Origin of the sequence: Viridibacillus sp. FSL E2-0187, assembly GCF_038006425.1 — a bacterium.
In the GTDB taxonomy this organism is placed as follows: Bacteria; Bacillota; Bacilli; order Bacillales_A; family Planococcaceae; genus Viridibacillus; species Viridibacillus arvi.
This window is the reverse complement of record NZ_JBBOVG010000001.1, coordinates 2,231,526-2,250,331: the sequence shown is the minus strand read 5'-3', so window position 1 is coordinate 2,250,331 and position 18,806 is coordinate 2,231,526. Positions and strand designations below refer to the sequence as shown.

Sequence of the window (18,806 nt, the reverse complement as noted above, 5' to 3'; positions counted from 1 at the left end):
CAAATGACAGAAAAAGTTGACGTTACAGATGTGCCAGCAGTTGTAGATTTAGATGGTGAGGAAGAGGCAAAGTCCCCGACTCCTAAAAAGACGAAGGTGACTATACTTAAAAACGTAAAACTGCATAATAGAGTATTGCAAATTGGTGATGCAGCAATGGTCACAAAAGAAGATAAGGCACTTCTCGAAGAAGTAGATGCCATCTAAATGAAAAGAGGTGGTCAAATGTGGCAACCATCGCTAGAAGAAATTAATGAACTAAAACAAATCAATCAGCAAAAGGGCGCTAAACATGATGATCATTATCGTGTGATGGCGCCTTTGTTATTGGAATTTACTGAAGGGCATTGTAACAGAAAGTTCGATTCATCTAATTTACCTGCTGGCATTCGTATCTTCATTGCAAAGGCTATTAAACACAATCAGATTCCAACAGGTTTAACAAGTCGATCAATGGGGTCAGTGTCTTATAGTTATGACTTAGAGTTTCCAGATTCTATGTATTCGTTAATTCGACAATATAAGAGGGTGAAATTTCATGCTTTACGATGAATTTCCGCATGAAGTAACGATTAAATCATTCGTAGCTGATTATGACGACTCAGGCGCCTACGCAGAAGACTGGAAAGACTTCGATACATTAGAAGTTTTCATTGACACACCAACAAGCACTGAATCATTTCAATCTCAACAGCTACAAACAAAATTAGACAGATTCATGTACTACGAATATCGAGACGATTTAACAGCTGATATGCGTATCTTATTTGGTTCTGAAGTATATGAGTTTGCAGGTGATCCAATGGACCAAGGTGGAATGAATGAAATAATGAGAGTGCCGTTAAAGAAGGTGAAATCAAATAGCCAGAATAACGTTTAGTGGACATAACCTAGAGCGAGCTTTCACTAGTTGGTCGAGGGATGTTGAGAATGAAATTGAAAAGATTGTACTAGAAACGGTACGAATGATTCAAGCTCAAGCGAAAGCTTTAGCTCCATTTGATGATGGAAGTCTAAAAGCATCAATTGAAGTAAGGCAAATAGATAAATTCAGCGCTACGGTTACTGTTGGTAGTGAGTACGCCGTGTATATCGAATATGGCACAGGAATTTATGCAGTTGAAGGAAACGGAAGGCAAACACCTTGGACGTATTGGTCTAATAAGCTAGGTCGTTATGTGACAACTAAAGGACAGAAGCCACAACAATTTTGGGCGCCAGCTGTTGAATCTGGTGAACGTCATTTCACTAGTCGTATAAATCGGTTATTTAGGTAGGTGATCACATGGCATATACATTGCCATTTTTAGATTTACAGATAGCAATTATTAAGAAGTTAAAATCAGATACAGCATTGATGGCTAAAGCTAAAGGTATATTCGATGCTGTACAGAAGAACCAGGCTTTTCCCTACATAACAGTGGGAGAGCCTTTTTCTATGCCGTTTGATACTAAGCATTCTACAGGTGAGGAATTAAACCTCACTATTCATGTATGGTCGCAATTCAACGGTAAGCGTGAAGTGTATGAGCTCTTAGATATGTGCCAACGCCAACTTATGCAACGTGGTTATGAAGTGTCAGGATTTAAGATTGAAAGCATTGTACGCAAAGGGACACAGGTGTTTGACGATGTAGATGCATCAACAAAACATGGCGTACTAAACATGAAATACACAATCACAAACAATTAGGAGGCAACAAATATGCAAAATGGTAAAGATACCGTATTACTAGTGCAATCAGCAAAGGCAGCGTTAGGAACTGACGGCTTTATGATTGGTAACTTAACCGATAATACTCACTCAATGGAGAATGAGTTGTCGGATGAAAAAACAAAATTCGGTCGTATTCTTGCTTACGGCGATAACTCAGAATCATTCGAGATTACTTGCTTCGGTGACAAAAACGATCCAGGGCAAAAAGCTATTTCAGATGCTATTCGAAAAAAAGAACAGCTTAAAATTTGGGAAGTTGATTTAGTTCCAAATCCAGAGGGTACACATGATGCTTTATTCGCATACGTGTTAGTTGAATCCGTAGAGAAATCAAATCCGCAAGAAGGATTTCAAGAGCTTTCGGCAACAGTGCAAGTAATTGGACAATCTCAAGAAGGCACACTTCCTGCCTTGCCTGCTGAAATAATCGACTTCGCTAAATACGGTTTCGAAAAGCCTGGTGAGAAGTCAGGAGAGTTCGGTTCAGAGCAAACCACAGCACCAGGAGGAGACTAATTGAGGGCGCATAGGCGCTCTTTTTTAATACTTAAAACAAACTACTAAAAACACATTGGAGGAAATTAATCATGGCATTTTTAGAAATCAAAGGTGAAGAACTAGAAGGTAAATGCACGTTTAAATTTGATCGTGTTTCAGATGAAAAATATAACTCACAAGATGCAAATGGAAATGATGTTGGTGGATTCTCAACAGTCTATATGGGTTTATTGCAATACGATATTAAGGCTTTATCACAGTTCTGGGATTGCGCATTATCGTATCTTGCCTCAAAGAAAAAACCGTCTATTGCGGAAATTGAAGATGCATTACAAGAACGAATTGAGGAAGACGGTGATGCCTTATCTGCATTCAAAGAGGCGTTCAAAGCGATTGATAATAGTGGTTTTTTCAAACTAACAGTCAAGAACTTTTGGAAGAACTTGAATATGGTCGAAGGAATGGGCGGAACAGACGAAGAGAAGGAACAAAACGAAAGATACTTAACAACGATGAAAGAAGCCCGAGAAGAACTGACGGCTTAGGATACACAGAGGTGCTTACGAGCGCCTTTTACCATTTAGGTACTTCTGATGTAGATTTAATACTTTCATGGACACCTAATGAATTCCAAGCATTTATCAAAGGTGCAAAATTACGTGATGTTGATGAGATAGATAATTTAGCACTATTAGCTATGTTTAACCGTGTTGCGAACAACAAGAAAAAGTTGAATGTTAAGAAGGATTTATTCGATGCTGAAACAGCTCGTAAACGCATTTTGAGTGATGAATCAGATGAGTGGAAGGAAAGTAAAGAATACGATTTAACTTACTACAACAAAGCTAAAGAGGCAATGAATAATTGGGCATTAAATCTAAACAAAAAGGAGTGAGAATATGAGAGCAAACTTCCAAGCGACGGTTGGTGCACGTATCACTGAGTTCATGGCACATATGCGACAAGTACAAAATACAATCCGTACAAGTGCAAATGATGTGCGAATTGATATCGGCGCAGATGTTAGCCAGTTTCGTCGTAGAATGGCCGAAATTCAAGCTCGAATGCGAACTTTAGCCCGAGAGAAGGTAATCATAAAAATTGAGGCTCGCATCGAAGAGTTTCAAAGACGTATTGGACGTATCGCTACTAACATTCGTGCTTTTGGAGAGTTAGCAGCGAATACCCTCCAAGGCGCTATGATTAGTGTTTTACCTGCCATAGCACCAATTATTGCAAATATCGGTGGTTTAATCGGTAGTTTAGGGCCAATGATTGGTACGGTCTCAGGTTCTACTCTTGCGCTAGGTGGGGCATTTACCTCAGCAGGTGTAGGCGCTGGAGCATTTGGTGCAGTTGCAATTCCTACAATCAAAGCATTATTTAAAGAAAATGCAAAATTAGATGCACAGCAAACAAAAGCCAAGGCTTCATTCGATAACTTTAAGTCTTCATATGATGGATTGGTAAAGGCTACTGAAAAGCCTGTGTTGAGCGCATTCACGAAGTTTATGAATATCTCTAATGGATTGCTAGGGCAATTGAAACCAATGTTCTTGTCGAGTGCAAAAGCTGTTGACGGATTGATGACATCGTTGAGTAAATCAATTGGTACACCGCCTATTCAAAAATTTATAGAATATCTTAATACTTCAGCAGCACCGATGCTTACTACATTTGGTCAAGCGTTTGGAAATGTGTTCAAAGGAATCGCATCAACTTTGACGGCAATAGCACCACTAAGTGAATCAACAGCACAAGGTTTTTTGAACATGACAAAGAACTTTGCAGGATGGGCTGCTGGTCTAGATAAATCAACTAAATTCCAAGCATTTATGGAATATGTAAACACTAACATGCCGAAGATACGTGCCATCTTTAGAGATGCAACTGCAGGAGTTGTTTATTTCTTTTCAGCATTCGGTGGGATGTCTAGTGGCATGATGACTAACCTAGCTGATCTAATGGCAAGGTTTAAAGAGTGGTCAAAAACATTATCAACAAATCAAGGCTTCCAACAATTCGTAGGTTATGTACAGCAATCAGCACCAACAATCATGTCGTTGATAGGTAATATAACAAAATTCCTGGTGAACATGGGAATTGGTATGGCTCCTCTAGGCGCAGCTATAGTAGTGATTGCTAATAAATTTTTAACGTTTAGTAATGGTCTGATGGAAGGAAATAGAGTGATAGGTGTTATCATGGCTGGATTAATTTCATTCGGAGGTATCTTACTAGCGACTGTTCCTAATATAATAGCATTTTCGGCTTTATTTAGCGGAATGGGTAGATCAATTATGAGCGGTTTAGGTAAGTCGTTAACGTTCATAGGTGGTTTATTTACTAACTTTAGAGCAACGATACAGCCGATAGCCATGAAAGTATTACCGAAACTTGGGACAGCATTCGGAATATTAACGGGTCCAATTGGTATTGCAATTACAATAATCTCCACGTTGATGGGGGTATTCGTAAAACTATATAAAACAAATGAAACCTTCAGAAATCAGGTTAACACTGCATGGGCAGCTATAAAAAACGTTATAACACAAGCTGCAACAGCAATCTGGACTTCTATCCAATCAATCTGGTCGCAGATAACGTCATTCTGGAACGAGAACCAGGCAAGTATAAAAGCAACTGCAAGCACAGTGTGGAATGCAATTAGCAATGTAATAACAACCGTCATGTCGGCAGTTATGGCAATCATGACCTTTATTTGGCCAATGGTTAAAGCACTTATTGTTTCAACTTGGAACGCAATTATGAACGTTATTAAAGGTGCAATAAACATTATTCTTGGCATTATAAAGACATTCTCTTCATTGTTCCAAGGTGATTGGAAGGGCGTTTGGGAAGGCGTAAAGCAAGTTCTTTCAGGTGCATTACAACTCATTTGGGGCGCAGTAAACCTTTACTTTGTAGGTAAACTGTTAGGACCATTAAAAGCCTTTGGAACATCGGCACGTTCTATCATTTCAAGTGCATGGGCATTTATTAAAAGCATTTTCACCAATACATTAAATGCAATCAAATCGTTTGTAGTTACAGCGTTTAACGCAATTAAAACGAAGATATCATCTGCAATGTCAGGAATAAGAACGGTTATTTCAACAGTTTGGAATGCGATCAAGACATTATTTAGTAGTACAATTTCGGCAATTCGTTCCGTCGTTACAAATGGATTTAACGCTATCCGTTCTGCAATCCAATCCGTAATGTCAGCTATTCGTAGTGTCATCACATCGATATGGAATGCCATAAAAGGAACAGTGACTTCAGTTGTGAATGGAATTAAATCAACGGTAGTGTCAATATTCAACAGTCTGTCTTCGGCAGTATCAAAGGCAATGAATGCTGTTAAATCAGCAGTTGAAACAGGCTGGAATAAGGCAAAGTCGTTTTTAGAAGGCGTCAATTTGATGACAATCGGAAAGAACATTATACAAGGGCTTATTAACGGTATAGGAAGTATGATGGACTCTGTTACTTCAAAAGTAGCTGAAATCGCAAATAGCATTCCTGCAGGAATTAGAAAGTTGTTAGGGATACATTCACCATCTCGTGTAGCAATCAAACTTGGTGTATTTGTTGGTCAAGGTCTAGCAAATGGTATTTCTGCAACAGTTGGTATAGTTGCAACAGCCACTAAGAAAATAGTTAGGGCAGCTGTACCAGACTTTTCGAAAAACGCTAACTTAACAAAATCTCAAATACAGGGTTATAACAAAGTCATTGCGAGTACGATCAGTAATAATCATAAAGAGATTGCTGCCATAGAAAAAGATGCTTCGAACAAACGTGCAACTGCAACAAGGAATGCTGAAGAACGAATAAAAACAATTCGATTAAATGCATCCAAACAGAGGAACGGATTAACTGCAGCTCAAGAACGTCAAATCACAGAGATCCACCGTAAAGCTAATGAACAACGAGCAACAATTACTTCAAGTGCTAACAAGAAAATTGCATCTATAGAGAAATCTAGTACTGCCAATCGTATGAAAGCTTTGAAAACATTTGCTGATAATCAAGTGAAACTTGGCAAAATGACAACAGCTCAAGAAGTAGCGTATTGGAATAAGGCAGCTACAGCATTTAAAAAGGGTTCACAGGAACGTACTCAAGCTCAAATCAATGCTAAGAAGGCACATAGTAATCAATTAGACGAACAGTTTGCTAAAGAAAAATCGTATATCGAAGGTCGTTTAAGACTTAATAAACTTTCGTTAACTCAAGAATTAACAGCTTACCAATCATATATGAAACAGTATAAAAAAGGTTCAGAGCAACGTAAATACTATGAAGAGCAAGTTGCAGAAACAAAACAAAAAATCCATGACAAACTTATTTCTCTCAATGAAGAATATACAACTAAAATTCTAGAAGCTAATCAGAAGTTAATTGACGGTGAGAAGGAGTTAAATGATGCCTATGACAATGCATTAGCTGAACGTACAAAATCAATTAATGGGTTCGTAGCATTATTTGATGAGGTACCAGAAGCTGCACAAGTAAGTGGTCAACAGTTAAAATCCAATTTACAATCACAATTAGATACTATGCGAACATGGTCTGAAAACATGGCTAGTTTAGCATCTAAAGGTATTGAGAAGGGGCTACTTGAAGAATTACAAGCGATGGGGCCAGGTGCTGCAGGGCAAATTGCCGCATTGAACACTTTATCAAGCACAGAGTTACAAGAGTACGTTAACTTATGGAAAGAGAAATCAAAGTTAGCTAAAGATGTTGCTACTACTGAGCTTGTAGGAATGAATGCAGAAAGAAATAAAAAAATTGAAGAATTGCGTAAGCAAACAGCTACACAATTAACAACTTATAACCAGGAATGGCAAGCGAAAATTAAAGAACTATCTACAGGTACAAAAAATCAGTTTAATGCATTAACTGCATCTATGCCAGCTATCGGTAAAAACGTCATTAAAGGCATGCAAAACGGATTAACATCAATGACGCCATCTTTACTAAAGCAAGCTGATAGTATTGCCGAAAGCATTAAAAAAACTATTCAAAAGGCACTAGACATCCACTCTCCATCACGATGGGGCAGAAATATGATCGGTAAAAATATGGTCAAGGGTATTTCTTTAGGTATGCAGGACATGAAAGGTCTAGCGATAAAAACAGCAGCACAAGTTGCGGAGTGGGTTAAACCTGAGTTAGACCTTGGCAAAGTTTCATTTGCTGGTGCAGGAGATCTTGGATTAAACATGAAACAACTCAAAAAGGACATTGAGCAAGAGTTGTCAGTTGATTTGTGGGTACATCAAGAAGGTGGCGCAGCTACACTTGGCGGTATCAACCAAGAATTACACTTACACTCACCTGTTGCTTTAAGTCCAGCAGAAAATGCTCGTCAATCGAAACGTCAGCTACAAAAACTAGCAACGGAATTCATGTAAGGAGGACGTTAATGGAAACCGTCACTTATACAAATCCAAGAGGAGAGACCGTTACATTTGGCGGTCCTCCTTTTTATTTACAGTCTGTTACAGGGTTAGGAGATGTAACAGTTCAAATACAAACTCAAAAGAGTCCGTTTCAAGATGGTTCAACCTATTTAGATGCAATTCTAGATGAGCGTGAGGTTGATATAATTTTTCTAATCGTTGCTGATCTAGAACAAAACTATGGAGACGTATCAAAAGCACGTGCTAGAATCGCTCAAATATGTAATCCGAAATTAGGCCCAGGCATTTTGAAATATGAAAATGATTATGTGGTACGAATTATCGATGCAGTAGCAAGTCATGTACCAATCTACGGTGACGATAGCGACCGTACAAAAACGTTACAAAAGTCTACACTTACATTCGTTGCTCCGGATCCGTATTGGAAGTCGTTAAAAGTAGAAGAAGAACCAGCATTTAAACCGTTATTCCAGTTTCCATTTTTAGGGCCGTTCCAGATGGGACTACAGCAAGATAGACGGATTATAAACAATGATGGTGATGCACCAACACCAATATTTGTAGAGTTTTATGGACCGGCATTAAATCCGAAAATCATTAATAACACAACTGGAGAGTTTATCAAAGTAGATCAAGAATTACTCGAAGGTGAGCGAATGGTCATTGATACCAGTGAAGAAAATAAATCCGTTTTTTTCGTAGGTGAAAACGGAGAAATGCGAAGTGTATTTCATTGGATAGACCTTGATAGTGACTTTTTTAAATTATGCATCGGTGAAAATGACATCGAATATACCGCTGATAATGATGTACAAGGTGCAATATTAAATATCAGCTACAACAAGCGATATAACGCAGTATAGGAGGTTTAAAGATGGCTGAAATATATAAGTTTTTTAATAGCGCGCCTGGAGATGAACGATGGCACTACGCCAGTGATTTTGCAAAATACTTCAGCTCAGTTTTATCAGCTGGGCTATTGTTAGATGACAACGAAGAGTACGGCTTACAAGTCACTTTAGACAACGGCTTACAAACATCTGTTGCACTAGGTGAAGCGTTAATTAAAGGTTATTCATATCAAAATACAACGCCGTTAGTATTAACACACTCATTACCAGAAACAACAAATGACCGTATTGATCGCATTGTCCTGCGTCTAGATTTACGAAATCAAAACCGATTCATAAAGGTGTTCATCAAAGAAGGGGTAACAAGTGCAACACCAATAGCTCCAACCTTACAACGAGATGAATATATTTACGAATTATCTCTCGCACAAGTCAGACTGAGAGCTAATACAGCCAGTATTGTCGCAAATGATATCAAAGATGAAAGGGCATTAGAAGATGTATGTGGCATCGTTCAGTCGCTAATTACAGTTCCTATATCTATTTTCCAACAACAATTTGACGCATGGTTTAATAATCAAAAGTTGTTGTATGAAACTGATATTACAGAGTGGCAGATAAATGAAAAGGCAGAGTTCGAGACGTGGGTTGAGTCACTACATGACATATTAGATGGTAATGTGGCAGCTAATTTGGCAAGTAGAATTACCACGGTGGAGCAAGAGCTTACGACGCATAAGACCGAAGATGCGGCGGTTAAAGCATCAACAGATAAAATATTAAATGATTTTGAAAGTACGAAGAACCTTTCTATTACAAGGTCAAATAAAGACAAAGAAGGTATTTTTACAACACTCACATATAAGCGGAAAGGGGACAATACTTTGTATGCAACCAGCGTACTTAGTGGAGGTGCAACACCAAAATATACAACACGTACTATTAAATTTTATGATGTTGACGGCGTTACGTTACTGAAAACAACTACAAAAACATTGTTGTATGACGTTGACGGTGATTGGTTAGGGGAGGTGTAATAAATGTTTGATTTAAGAAATCACGGAGGGAATTTTGGAAGTAGAAGTGGAAGTACTACCCAGTATGGATCTTATATTTCGTATACAACTAAAACGCTAAAGTCCGTAGCTACAACTACGTCTGACTATTTAATAGGAATTGCTTTTGATGAAAATACTGATAGATTTTACGCGTTAACAACTGCTAACATTCTAAAGGTATATGACAGTAACTTAAATTTAATAAGCTCTAATAGCCTACGAAAAAACACTACAGATATTTTATATGGTGTTGAATTTGAATCATATGGTGTTTTTATTGCAAAAGGAGGGAGGATATATTTAGCAGGGAAATCTTCAAATTATCCTGTTATAGCTGAAATAGCCGTTAATAATGCAGGGATTCCGACACTAATTAAGGTCTTAACCTATACGGGGCTTAATGCTCAAACCTACGTTACTCAGTGGGAACTATCAGAATCAAAAGATGTTTTTTCTTCTATTAGTTATACGGGAACAGTAGTACATTACGATTTAGAATTAAACGTAATTTCTTATTACCAACTTAACAATAGCACAAGCAATACTACGTATAAAGGAGATATTAATTATGATAAAGGACTAACAGGGTTTGTTCAGGCATTTAACAACGCTATTATAGTTAAAGATAACACAAATAAAAGGGTTATATCAGTTACAGGAAACTATTATTCTTGCTGTAGAATACAAAATAATTACACTTTTATTCTCACTCCTGATACAGGAGTCATTTCAATCTACGAGAATAAAACATTTGCAAAAATAGCTTCAATAAACTTAAGTAGTGAAATGAGTGATTCTTTTGCTTTATTTATTACCTATGATAGAAACGATGACTTTGTATATGCAATATTACCTTCTGTTAATAAGGTTTATATAGTAGATGCGATTTCTGCAAGTGTTCAATGCGTCGCAACTATGCCTTTTACAAGCTACTCTGGAATTTATCACATGGGACAAAGGCCATTTTTGACAAGAAATAAATTTATTTGTTCTGCGCTGAATGCGTTATCTTTTCAAGAAATTGAAATAAAAACACTATCAAGAAGGGTAGGAAAAGCTCTATGATTTTCGTGAAAATAAATCCGGATAATACAATCGTTAATGTTCATTACCAACCTTTTAATGAAAAGCATGGTTTAGGAATGACAGAAGAGGAATTAAGAATAGAAGGTATTTTAGTGGATTCTATTCCCGAACCCGAAGAACAAGAAGGGAAAAGACCCATACTTAAATACAACGGTACAGAGTTATACTACGATTACGAGGACGTAAACGAAGATGAAATGACAGCATTAAAACAACAGGTAGCTGACCAAGAACAAGCACTCGCAGAACTGACAATGTATATCGCAACATTAACAACACCAAGCGTCTGATAATAGCGGACGCTTTTTGTATACAAAAAATTAAAAATAGAAAAGGATGAATAATTATGTTTAATAAAAATTCGGGTTTAGTTAAAGTTTGGGTATCGCTTGTAATGCAAGGAACGTATACAGCAGAAGAAGTACCTGCACTGTCTAACCTAAAGACAGTGGTAACAGAAGTTGTAAATGGCACAGCAGTTTAATGAAGAATAGGTATGTAAAAAGTAAAATTCAAGCTATAGTAAAATATTAAATTAGGAAATAAATCAAAAATTTATTATTTCAAAATAATGAAATTAGATCTAAAATTAACAATATCTTAAGGGAAGGAGGATACTATTAATTATGGATTTTATCCTATTAACTACTGCTGGGGTGAGTACTGAAATTGTTGATTATTTAAAAGAAAATGTTAAAAATCTTTTTCTACCAGCAACTATAGTCGGTATTATTTTTACCTTATTGAAAACCGCAATAAAAAATTATAATCAAACTACTCTAGAATCAAAAATTTCTTCAAATACTGAAAGATTTATAGATTATAGTTCTTTAGCTTTTGTAACTGGCTTTGGATATTTTTGTATTTTAATTTTTTCAAGTAATATGAACTTATTGGAAAGTGGAGTCATAACGATTGCAGGAGTATTATTTGCCATGTTTTTTTTATTTTTAGCGAAATTGCTTATAATACCAAAATCTACTGTTGAAGGAAGATTAAAATCTGATGGTTCGAATGTTTTTAATTTTAAAATTGTGAAAAAAATAGGTAAAGATAAATACTTGTGTAGTAAAACAGAAACGGGCGAAACGAATTTAAGAGAAATATATTTTTTTATAAGTAATCTTGAAGATTATGAATTTAAAATAAAGGTGTATAAATTTAGTAAAAAAAGAAAAATTATTAATTGGATTAGTTTTGTATGTATCAATTTATTTCTTATCACAGGATTTTTATTTCTAACTTTGAATTCAATACTGTAATACTACTAAGCACACAAGCGAGCGCATCCATATACAGGGTGCGCTTTTATTATGCAGGAAATGAGGCGAATCATGCTACCACTTAGAATAATCGATTTAAATTTTATCCTTATTGACGAGGTCACAAAATACGAGTCACTACAACTAACTAGATCATGGTCAGGAATCGGCTCTATTGAATTGAAAGTAAATCGTTACGCAAAAGGTGCAAACCAATTATTATGCCAGCGCATCTTATTTCCGCACAACCAATTACACAAAGCTTACATCATACAACATCGAGAAATCGAATTAGATGAAAATGGGAAGGAAACAGAAAATTGGTTAATAAGAGCATTGCCTTTGAAATCGTGGTTTGCACAGAGGATTATACAGCCACCATCACATACATCTAACGATAACAAACAAGGTCCTGCAGAAACAGTGATGAAACATTACGTTAACAATAATGCTGTTAATTCAGTAGATCCAAAACGTAAATTTCCTAACTTAATTATTGCATCTGACCAACAACGTGGTGATACTATCAGCCGTAGTACTAGATTTGACGTACTATCAGAGGAACTAACTACCATATCGCAACTGAGCGGTATAGGTTGGAATATAGCTATAGATATCAAAAATAAGAAATTTGTATTCGAAGTATCTGAAGGTGTTAATAGGGTAGCAACACAGCGAGTTAATCCACCAGTTATTTTTAGTCCTGAGTACAATTCACTGAAATCATTAGGATATACAGAATCGTATCTCAACTATAAAAACATGGCATATGTTGCTGGGCAAGGTGAAGGCGTTGATCGTCGTGTTATTGCACTTGGCGATAGTGCCGAAGGATTCAATCGCTATGAACTCTTTGTTGATGCCAGGGACGTTGAAGAGACAATAACATCGGATGATGAAAACTCTACCGAAACACCACGTCCAGTTGAGGATATAGTTAAAGACCTCACTGATAGAGGGGAAGAAAAGCTAGCCGAACATGCTCAAGAGGTTTATATGGAAGGTCAGATACTAACCAAATCACCTTTCGTGTATGAAAAAGATTGGGACTTAGGTGATATCACAACCGAACAATATAAAGAGTGGAACATTACAATGGATGCTCGTATAACGGAAGTAAAAGAAATATACGAAGTCTCAGGTAAGCGCATTGAGGTGGCATTTGATAATGATAAGCCAACATTTATTAGCTTGCTGAAGCGTGAATTGAAGCAACTGAAGAAGGATTTAAAGCGTTAAATTTATTGCGCTTCTTTATATCAAAGTCTCGACGCAGTCAATCGATTAGAGTTATTTTTATAAATTTTATTAAGTGTATAAAATAGCTATTTCCCTCCAATAATTATTTTGGGAGGTGTAGAGAAATGAGTGACTTAAATGGGTTAGAAAAAGCATTGGAAGAAATGAGAGATAAAGATACTCTAGTGTTTTTTATGAATTCTATGATGAAATTACTAGATGAAAATAACTTGATTACAAATGAAGAGTTTGAAATATTAAACCAAGAGGGTAAAAAGGTGTTGAAAGTCAAAGATGAGTAGCTGAAATTAACGATGAGTCTAATATTGTTTTTGTTAAAAATAGCAGATAATTATCATTTAACCTACTCCTATTGGCTTGTATAATTGCATAGGGAGTTGATTGTACTGGAACAAATAAATTCATCATTTGAGACTGTAGAAGAGGAATTAGTAATTTGTCGAGATTTAATTAACCAATTAAAAAATGAATTGGAAGATTTAGAAGACAATACAACGCAACTTACTAAACGCCTCGAAGTATTGTACGCAGTCTAAGTGTATATAGAGTAAAATCGAATATTTATATTAAATACAGAAGCACATCCTATCGGGTGTGTTTTTTATTTTGGAGAAAAGTAGGTGGGGTTATTGGAAGACTCAACGAATAAAATTTTAACCAACATTCTTGAACGAACTGTTAGAGTTGAGACAAAAATTGATTTATTTAATGATGTCAAAGATGTCGCTGAAGAAGCGAGAGACACCGCAGACGAAGCTTTAGCAAGTACTAAGAGCGCTCATAAACGGTTAGATAAAATAGATAAAATTGTTTGGTGGGTAGGTACCACAATCATTGGAGCAGTGATTTTAGCCTTGTTAGCATTAGTTCTTAAAACAAAATAGGGGGTCATTTAATGACAACGGAAAAACTAAAACAATATATCGCACTATTCGGAGGACTGCTATCAGCGGTCCTTTTATTTTTGCAGTCGCTTGGCTTTACTTTCACTTGGTTTACGGACTCGACAATTGATGCATTTATCAATACTTTATTTGCTGCAGTACCTTTCATATTGATTGTTTACGGAGTCTACAAAAACAGCTATATCGTAACGAAACAGGCGAAAGAACAAGAAGAATTATTGAAACAGAAAGGGTTGAAATAATATGGCAAAAAAATATGTAATCTCAAGTGGTCACTCAGACATAGTACGAGGTGCTGCAGATATCTTGGATGAAGTTAACGAAGCTCGCAAAGTAGTTAATCGAGTTCATACTATTTTAACAACTGAGTACAATGGTGAAGGTTCTAAGTTCCACGACAACATGTCTAAAACTCAAAATCAGAACTTGAACACCATTGTTGATTATCACAACAGCAAAGCACGTGATTTAGATATTAGTGTCCATTTTAACGCAGCCACAAAAACAAATGATCCACGCGGTGTAGAATGCCTGTATTATGATGCAAAAGCGTTATCTGCAAAAGTAAGTGTAGCTATTAGTAAAGCCTCTGGATTAAAAGACCGTGGAGCAAAAGAAAGAAAAGAGTTGTATTTCCTTAATGCCACTAATAAGCCAGCAATATTAATCGAGGTTTGCTTTGTGGATTCAAAAGCTGATGCGAAAATCTATAGTGATAACGATAAGTTTGAAGCTATTAGCAAGGCAATCGCAGAAGTAATAGCTGGTGAACTAGGATACAAAAAGAAAGAAATCACAACCGTTTCAAAACCGTCTAAATCATCAAACTCGTCAACTGCAAAGTCATATTACAAGTCAGGAACAGGGCTATATCGAATTAAAAAAGGTTGTTACTTATACAAAACAATTAAGTTTGATAAAAATCAACGTGAAGAGAAAATTGAACCTGGTGAGGCAGTTACTGCAAAAGAAATTGTTAAGTATGGCAGTGCGTATCGTTTAAAAACAAAGTATGGATATGTAACTGCAGATAAAGAATTTGTTGAAAAAGTGTAGTCTATCAGACGATTCGAGTATGCAACGTTTCTTCTACTTAATAAAATCAAATATATATCAAAAAAGCCCTGTCCTAATTGGATGGGGCTTTTTGTTTGCCTGTAAAACCTGAGCATTTGCTCAGGCCATCATCAAGCTGCTTTACGCATTAATGACATTATGAAGCTTACTATTAAAATTAAAATAATTGAACCAAGTAAAGCTGGAAAGATATAGAAATCACTTAAGGCTGGTCCCCATTGACCAAATAAACTTCCACCTATCCAAGCACCAATAATACCTGCAATAATATTACCAATAATTCCGCCTGGGATGTCCCTACCTATAATTAAGCTAGCTAACCATCCTAGAATACCACCTATAATAAGAAACCAAATAAAACTAAACATATATATACCTCCTTTAATCTTAATGTAATAATTCCCGATAAACTAATAATAAAACCTTTAACAATTAGCAAGTTCATTAGAGAGAGTTATTAGGATGTCTTTTTTGTAGCTTTCTTTCTCGTAGTTGTCTTTTTCTTTGTGGTTTTAGTTTTATCTAACGAAGCTTGAAGGGCTGTCATCAAATCAGTAACGTTATTAGGTACTGGTTGTTTATCGCTTGCTGTTACAGTGTTACTAGCTTTTTTCTCTTCGATTAATTCCATTAATGCATTGCGATAATCATCTGTATATTTTGTAGGTTCGAAAACTGTTGTAAGTTGATCAACTAGCAATAGAGCCGTATCAAGTTCCTTTTGAACCACTATTTGTTCGCTTGGAATATTTGGGATGTCAGCAACATTACGTACTTCATCGGGAAAATGAATGGTTTCCATAACTAACGAATCCTTATAAACACGCACTATTGCCAATTGTTCTTTTGATCTTATTATGATTTTCGCAACGCCAATTTTACCTGACTCTTCTAAGGTTTTTCTTAAAAGAGAATAGGCTTTACTCCCAGTAGTATCTGGAGATAAAAAATATGAACGATCAAAATAGATAGGATCAATTTCCTCTATCTTTACAAAATCAATTATCTCTACAGCTTTATCTTCATTTTCTTTTCTTAGATTCTCTAGTTCCTCTGCATCTAATACAACAAACTTATTCTTCGCATATTCATAAGCTTTTACAATATCCTCGTCTTTAACTTCTTTATTACAACCCTCACATACCTTTTTATAGCTAATAGGTGTATTACATTCCTTGTGTAATTGTCTTAGCTTAATATCTTTATTTTCAGTTGCCGTATGGAGTTTAACAGGAATGTTAACTAATCCAAAACTAATGCTACCTTTCCAAACTGTATGCAATACTTTCACCTCGTTTTCTTCTTACTATGCAATCAATCGTCTTTTTTTATGTATCAATAGGAGAAATAATCAAAAACTAAATTTATACCATTTGAAAGTAGGAGAGAAATTGAAACCAATGCTCTTAACGGCAGCAACTGAAATTCCAGTAGGAGAAGATTGGTTGTATGAAGCAAAGTATGATGGATTCAGATGTATGCTTATTTGGAATAGAGGGGATGAAGAACCTACTCTTATAAGTAGAAATGGGAATATACTTAATCAAAAGTTTCCTGAGATCATTGACTTTTGCCTTGAAATTAAAGAACGAATAAAATCATTTCTACCATTAACTTTGGATGGAGAATTAGTTTTTCTTGCAAATAACTTTCAAAGTAATTTTTCTGTAGTACAAACAAGGGGGAGGATGCGTAGTCATAATACTATAAAGAAACATGTGGAAAAATTCCCCTGCCATTTTGTTGTGTTTGATTGCTTGGAAAATGAAGGGAAGAGTCAGACAAACTCATATTTTATAAAGCGTAAAGATGTTTTACAAAAGTTATTTGAAACTCTCAGCCTGCCAACTTCAATAAATTATGAAGACATAAATCGATTACAAGCAATAGATGTTTTTAGTGATAGTAATAAATTGTGGAAAAATATTTTAGTCAGTAACGGAGAGGGGATTATTGCAAAACGAAAGACCAGTAAATGGGTGAGTAATAAGCGAACAACTAGTTGGTTAAAAATAAAAAATTGGAGATACGTTACTACAATACTTACGAAATACAATAAAAGTAATGGTTTCTTTCATGGTGCAATTTATAAAGAAGACCAGCTTGTGGAAGTAGTAACATTTAAACATGGTCTTAAAGAAGAAGAATCAAATACTTTAATAGCACTGTTTCAATCTAATGGAGTAAAACGCTCAGAAATCATTTGGGAACTGGAACCGTCTATCTGCGTAGAAATAGCGTGTATTGATTTTATGGGAGAAACATTAAGAGAACCAAGATTCAATTCCTTTAAACTGGAGATGAGTCCTGATGAATGTAATTGGCAGAGAATGCAGCGTCAGCTTTATCCAATGCCTGAATCAGTGCAGGTTACACATCCAGATAAGCCTATATGGCCAGCAAGTAATATCTTAAAAGACGATTACTTATTGTATCTACAATTCGTTTCTCCTTATATGCTACCGTTTTTACGTGAACGGAATTTAACGCTTATCCGCTATCCACACGGGGTACCAGGAGAAAGCTTTTATCAGAAAAGTAGTCCAGATAATGTACCTGATTTTGTTAAAACAAAACAAATAGGAGATACAAATTTTGTTATTTGTAATAACATCGAAACCTTATTGTGGTTAGGAAACCAACTTGCTTTAGAGTTTCACATACCTTTCCAACCAATCCAAACGGATAAACCAACTGAAATTGTATTTGATTTAGACCCACCATCTGTAAAAGAATTTCATTTAGCAGTAAAAGCTGCATTGCATATGAAAGCTATCTTTGATCAATTCGAATTAATTTCTTTTGTGAAGACGTCCGGGGGTAAAGGTATGCAAATATATATTCCGTTACCTAAGGATGTTTTTACATATGTTGAAACTGGAGTTTTTACAAAGTTTGTTTGTGATTTTTTAATAGAACAGGATCCACAATGGTTTACAACTGAGCGCTTAAAGAAAAATAGAAATAATAAATTGTACCTGGACTATGTTCAACATCGTGAGGGGAAGACCATAATTGCCCCATATTCTCCGAGGGGAAATGAAATAGGATGTATAGCAACGCCATTATTTTGGAATGAGGTGAACGAGAATTTGAATCCTGGTATGTTTAATATTTCAGCTGTTTTAGATCGTATTAAAACAGCGGGGAATCCCTTTCACAAGTTTCAGCAAAATAACAATGAACAAAAGTTTGCATCTGTACTTTATCAATTAAAAGGACTCTTAGAAAAATAACATCATAAAACTATCATTCACCTTTTATTACAAATAATGTATTATCCAATATAAAGGGGGAGATCTTATTGAAGAAAATAATAAGTATTGTGGTAGCCACAACAATCATAATTAGCGGGACTGCAACATTAGCGCCGACTGAAGCAGATGCAGCAAGCGGAATCTATAAAAATTGTACGTCATTTAATAAGCAGTATCCAAAAGGCGTAGCAAAATTTTCAAGTACAAAAAATAAAGTTGTTAGTCGAAAAAACAATACAACTTCTTACAAATCAATGTCTAGTGGGACTAAAATTTCATCCAAAATTTATAGCAAAGCGATTAAAAATAATTATGATTTAGATCGTGATAATGATGGCATTGCATGTGAAAGATAAACAATTACAAGAATAACAAAAGGTCCCCTTCAAGATAGAGTTGG

25 protein-coding genes are annotated in these 18,806 nt (G+C 35.7%); 23 read left to right on the top strand and 2 right to left on the bottom strand.

Annotated features, from left to right (window positions below):
• Positions 1–3 precede the first annotated feature (3 nt).
• From MHH85_RS10970 to MHH85_RS10870, 21 genes are all read left to right on the top strand, one after another.
• Entirely contained in the window at positions 4–207 is a 204-nt protein-coding gene (locus MHH85_RS10970; RefSeq protein ID WP_340707081.1) for a hypothetical protein, read from the top strand.
• An 18-nt stretch (positions 208–225) separates the two neighbouring features.
• Positions 226–552 (top strand): hypothetical protein, encoded by a 327-nt coding sequence (locus MHH85_RS10965; protein WP_340707080.1) that lies wholly within the window; start codon positions 226–228, stop codon positions 550–552.
• The gene (locus tag MHH85_RS10960; RefSeq protein WP_340707079.1) at positions 539–880 is read left to right on the top strand and encodes a phage head closure protein; all 342 of its coding nucleotides are present in this window, start codon (positions 539–541) and stop codon (positions 878–880) included. The genes MHH85_RS10965 and MHH85_RS10960 overlap by 14 nt, the downstream gene beginning before the upstream one ends.
• Positions 861–1,277: an HK97-gp10 family putative phage morphogenesis protein gene (locus tag MHH85_RS10955; protein ID WP_340708158.1), complete on the top strand. Its 417-nt coding sequence runs from the start codon at positions 861–863 to the stop codon at positions 1,275–1,277. The genes MHH85_RS10960 and MHH85_RS10955 overlap by 20 nt, the downstream gene beginning before the upstream one ends.
• Before the next feature lie 8 nt (positions 1,278–1,285).
• The gene (locus MHH85_RS10950) at positions 1,286–1,693 is read left to right on the top strand and encodes a DUF3168 domain-containing protein (RefSeq protein ID WP_340707078.1); all 408 of its coding nucleotides are present in this window, start codon (positions 1,286–1,288) and stop codon (positions 1,691–1,693) included.
• A 12-nt stretch (positions 1,694–1,705) separates the two neighbouring features.
• Positions 1,706–2,233 (top strand): phage major tail protein, TP901-1 family, encoded by a 528-nt coding sequence (locus tag MHH85_RS10945; protein WP_340707077.1) that lies wholly within the window; start codon positions 1,706–1,708, stop codon positions 2,231–2,233.
• A gap of 71 nt (positions 2,234–2,304) precedes the next feature.
• Positions 2,305–2,760, top strand: a complete 456-nt coding sequence (locus MHH85_RS10940) for a tail assembly chaperone (RefSeq protein WP_340707076.1) — start codon at positions 2,305–2,307, stop codon at positions 2,758–2,760.
• Positions 2,761–2,771: 11 nt separating this feature from the next.
• Positions 2,772–3,110 carry a hypothetical protein gene (locus tag MHH85_RS10935; protein ID WP_340707075.1) on the top strand — a complete coding sequence of 113 codons (339 nt, stop codon included), beginning with the start codon at positions 2,772–2,774 and terminating at the stop codon, positions 3,108–3,110.
• A gap of 4 nt (positions 3,111–3,114) precedes the next feature.
• Complete coding sequence (locus MHH85_RS10930; protein ID WP_340707074.1) at positions 3,115–7,641, top strand: phage tail protein; 4,527 nt, start codon at positions 3,115–3,117, stop codon at positions 7,639–7,641.
• An 11-nt stretch (positions 7,642–7,652) separates the two neighbouring features.
• A complete protein-coding gene (locus tag MHH85_RS10925) occupies positions 7,653–8,513 on the top strand; it encodes a phage tail family protein (protein WP_340707073.1) in 861 nt (286 codons plus the stop codon).
• Between the two features lie 11 nt (positions 8,514–8,524).
• Positions 8,525–9,538: a hypothetical protein gene (locus MHH85_RS10920; RefSeq protein ID WP_340707072.1), complete on the top strand. Its 1,014-nt coding sequence runs from the start codon at positions 8,525–8,527 to the stop codon at positions 9,536–9,538.
• 3 nt (positions 9,539–9,541) lie between these two features.
• Complete coding sequence (locus tag MHH85_RS10915) at positions 9,542–10,624, top strand: hypothetical protein (RefSeq protein WP_340707071.1); 1,083 nt, start codon at positions 9,542–9,544, stop codon at positions 10,622–10,624.
• Positions 10,621–10,935 carry a hypothetical protein gene (locus MHH85_RS10910; RefSeq protein WP_340707070.1) on the top strand — a complete coding sequence of 105 codons (315 nt, stop codon included), beginning with the start codon at positions 10,621–10,623 and terminating at the stop codon, positions 10,933–10,935. The genes MHH85_RS10915 and MHH85_RS10910 overlap by 4 nt, the downstream gene beginning before the upstream one ends.
• 56 nt (positions 10,936–10,991) lie before the next feature.
• Positions 10,992–11,129 (top strand): hypothetical protein, encoded by a 138-nt coding sequence (locus tag MHH85_RS10905; protein ID WP_340707069.1) that lies wholly within the window; start codon positions 10,992–10,994, stop codon positions 11,127–11,129.
• A 142-nt stretch (positions 11,130–11,271) separates the two neighbouring features.
• Complete coding sequence (locus MHH85_RS10900; RefSeq protein ID WP_340707068.1) at positions 11,272–11,907, top strand: hypothetical protein; 636 nt, start codon at positions 11,272–11,274, stop codon at positions 11,905–11,907.
• Between the two features lie 72 nt (positions 11,908–11,979).
• Entirely contained in the window at positions 11,980–13,146 is a 1,167-nt protein-coding gene (locus tag MHH85_RS10895; protein ID WP_340707067.1) for a siphovirus ReqiPepy6 Gp37-like family protein, read from the top strand.
• Positions 13,147–13,271: 125 nt separating this feature from the next.
• Positions 13,272–13,448, top strand: a complete 177-nt coding sequence (locus tag MHH85_RS10890) for a hypothetical protein (RefSeq protein WP_340707066.1) — start codon at positions 13,272–13,274, stop codon at positions 13,446–13,448.
• Positions 13,449–13,544: 96 nt separating this feature from the next.
• Positions 13,545–13,703, top strand: a complete 159-nt coding sequence (locus MHH85_RS10885; RefSeq protein WP_168170718.1) for a hypothetical protein — start codon at positions 13,545–13,547, stop codon at positions 13,701–13,703.
• A gap of 93 nt (positions 13,704–13,796) precedes the next feature.
• Positions 13,797–14,051 (top strand): hemolysin XhlA family protein, encoded by a 255-nt coding sequence (locus tag MHH85_RS10880; protein WP_340707065.1) that lies wholly within the window; start codon positions 13,797–13,799, stop codon positions 14,049–14,051.
• Positions 14,052–14,062: 11 nt separating this feature from the next.
• Positions 14,063–14,314 (top strand): phage holin, encoded by a 252-nt coding sequence (locus tag MHH85_RS10875; RefSeq protein WP_340707064.1) that lies wholly within the window; start codon positions 14,063–14,065, stop codon positions 14,312–14,314.
• A 1-nt stretch (position 14,315) separates the two neighbouring features.
• Complete coding sequence (locus MHH85_RS10870) at positions 14,316–15,128, top strand: N-acetylmuramoyl-L-alanine amidase (protein ID WP_340707063.1); 813 nt, start codon at positions 14,316–14,318, stop codon at positions 15,126–15,128.
• Between the two features lie 131 nt (positions 15,129–15,259).
• Here the strand turns inward: MHH85_RS10870 and MHH85_RS10865 are convergent, their stop codons facing one another.
• Positions 15,260–15,517 carry a GlsB/YeaQ/YmgE family stress response membrane protein gene (locus MHH85_RS10865; RefSeq protein WP_053416200.1) on the bottom strand — a complete coding sequence of 86 codons (258 nt, stop codon included), beginning with the start codon at positions 15,515–15,517 and terminating at the stop codon, positions 15,260–15,262.
• A gap of 89 nt (positions 15,518–15,606) precedes the next feature.
• Positions 15,607–16,431 (bottom strand): non-homologous end joining protein Ku, encoded by an 825-nt coding sequence (gene ku / locus MHH85_RS10860; protein ID WP_340707062.1) that lies wholly within the window; start codon positions 16,429–16,431, stop codon positions 15,607–15,609.
• 109 nt (positions 16,432–16,540) lie between these two features.
• Here ku and MHH85_RS10855 point away from each other — a divergent pair, with 109 nt between their 5' ends.
• Both MHH85_RS10855 and MHH85_RS10850 read left to right on the top strand, forming a co-directional pair.
• Positions 16,541–18,385 carry a DNA ligase D gene (locus tag MHH85_RS10855; protein WP_340707061.1) on the top strand — a complete coding sequence of 615 codons (1,845 nt, stop codon included), beginning with the start codon at positions 16,541–16,543 and terminating at the stop codon, positions 18,383–18,385.
• 68 nt (positions 18,386–18,453) lie between these two features.
• The gene (locus MHH85_RS10850; RefSeq protein ID WP_340707060.1) at positions 18,454–18,762 is read left to right on the top strand and encodes an excalibur calcium-binding domain-containing protein; all 309 of its coding nucleotides are present in this window, start codon (positions 18,454–18,456) and stop codon (positions 18,760–18,762) included.
• Positions 18,763–18,806: the final 44 nt, after the last annotated feature.

Bases quoted from the DNA above. Each gene is read 5' to 3' on its own strand.
- MHH85_RS10895 (WP_340707067.1), top strand. From the start codon at position 11,980: ATGCTACCACTTAGAATAATCGATTTAAATTTTATCCTTATTGACGAG.
- MHH85_RS10960 (WP_340707079.1), top strand. From the start codon at position 539: ATGCTTTACGATGAATTTCCGCATGAAGTAACGATTAAATCATTCGTA.
- MHH85_RS10925 (WP_340707073.1), top strand. From the start codon at position 7,653: ATGGAAACCGTCACTTATACAAATCCAAGAGGAGAGACCGTTACATTT.
- MHH85_RS10875 (WP_340707064.1), top strand. From the start codon at position 14,063: ATGACAACGGAAAAACTAAAACAATATATCGCACTATTCGGAGGACTG.
- MHH85_RS10950 (WP_340707078.1), top strand. From the start codon at position 1,286: ATGGCATATACATTGCCATTTTTAGATTTACAGATAGCAATTATTAAG.
- MHH85_RS10915 (WP_340707071.1), top strand. From the start codon at position 9,542: ATGTTTGATTTAAGAAATCACGGAGGGAATTTTGGAAGTAGAAGTGGA.
- MHH85_RS10870 (WP_340707063.1), top strand. From the start codon at position 14,316: ATGGCAAAAAAATATGTAATCTCAAGTGGTCACTCAGACATAGTACGA.
- MHH85_RS10890 (WP_340707066.1), top strand. From the start codon at position 13,272: ATGAGTGACTTAAATGGGTTAGAAAAAGCATTGGAAGAAATGAGAGAT.
- MHH85_RS10900 (WP_340707068.1), top strand. From the start codon at position 11,272: ATGGATTTTATCCTATTAACTACTGCTGGGGTGAGTACTGAAATTGTT.
- MHH85_RS10965 (WP_340707080.1), top strand. From the start codon at position 226: ATGTGGCAACCATCGCTAGAAGAAATTAATGAACTAAAACAAATCAAT.
- MHH85_RS10920 (WP_340707072.1), top strand. From the start codon at position 8,525: ATGGCTGAAATATATAAGTTTTTTAATAGCGCGCCTGGAGATGAACGA.
- MHH85_RS10910 (WP_340707070.1), top strand. From the start codon at position 10,621: ATGATTTTCGTGAAAATAAATCCGGATAATACAATCGTTAATGTTCAT.
- MHH85_RS10945 (WP_340707077.1), top strand. From the start codon at position 1,706: ATGCAAAATGGTAAAGATACCGTATTACTAGTGCAATCAGCAAAGGCA.
- MHH85_RS10940 (WP_340707076.1), top strand. From the start codon at position 2,305: ATGGCATTTTTAGAAATCAAAGGTGAAGAACTAGAAGGTAAATGCACG.
- MHH85_RS10905 (WP_340707069.1), top strand. From the start codon at position 10,992: ATGTTTAATAAAAATTCGGGTTTAGTTAAAGTTTGGGTATCGCTTGTA.
- MHH85_RS10865 (WP_053416200.1), bottom strand. From the start codon at position 15,517: ATGTTTAGTTTTATTTGGTTTCTTATTATAGGTGGTATTCTAGGATGG.
- MHH85_RS10930 (WP_340707074.1), top strand. From the start codon at position 3,115: ATGAGAGCAAACTTCCAAGCGACGGTTGGTGCACGTATCACTGAGTTC.
- MHH85_RS10970 (WP_340707081.1), top strand. From the start codon at position 4: ATGACAGAAAAAGTTGACGTTACAGATGTGCCAGCAGTTGTAGATTTA.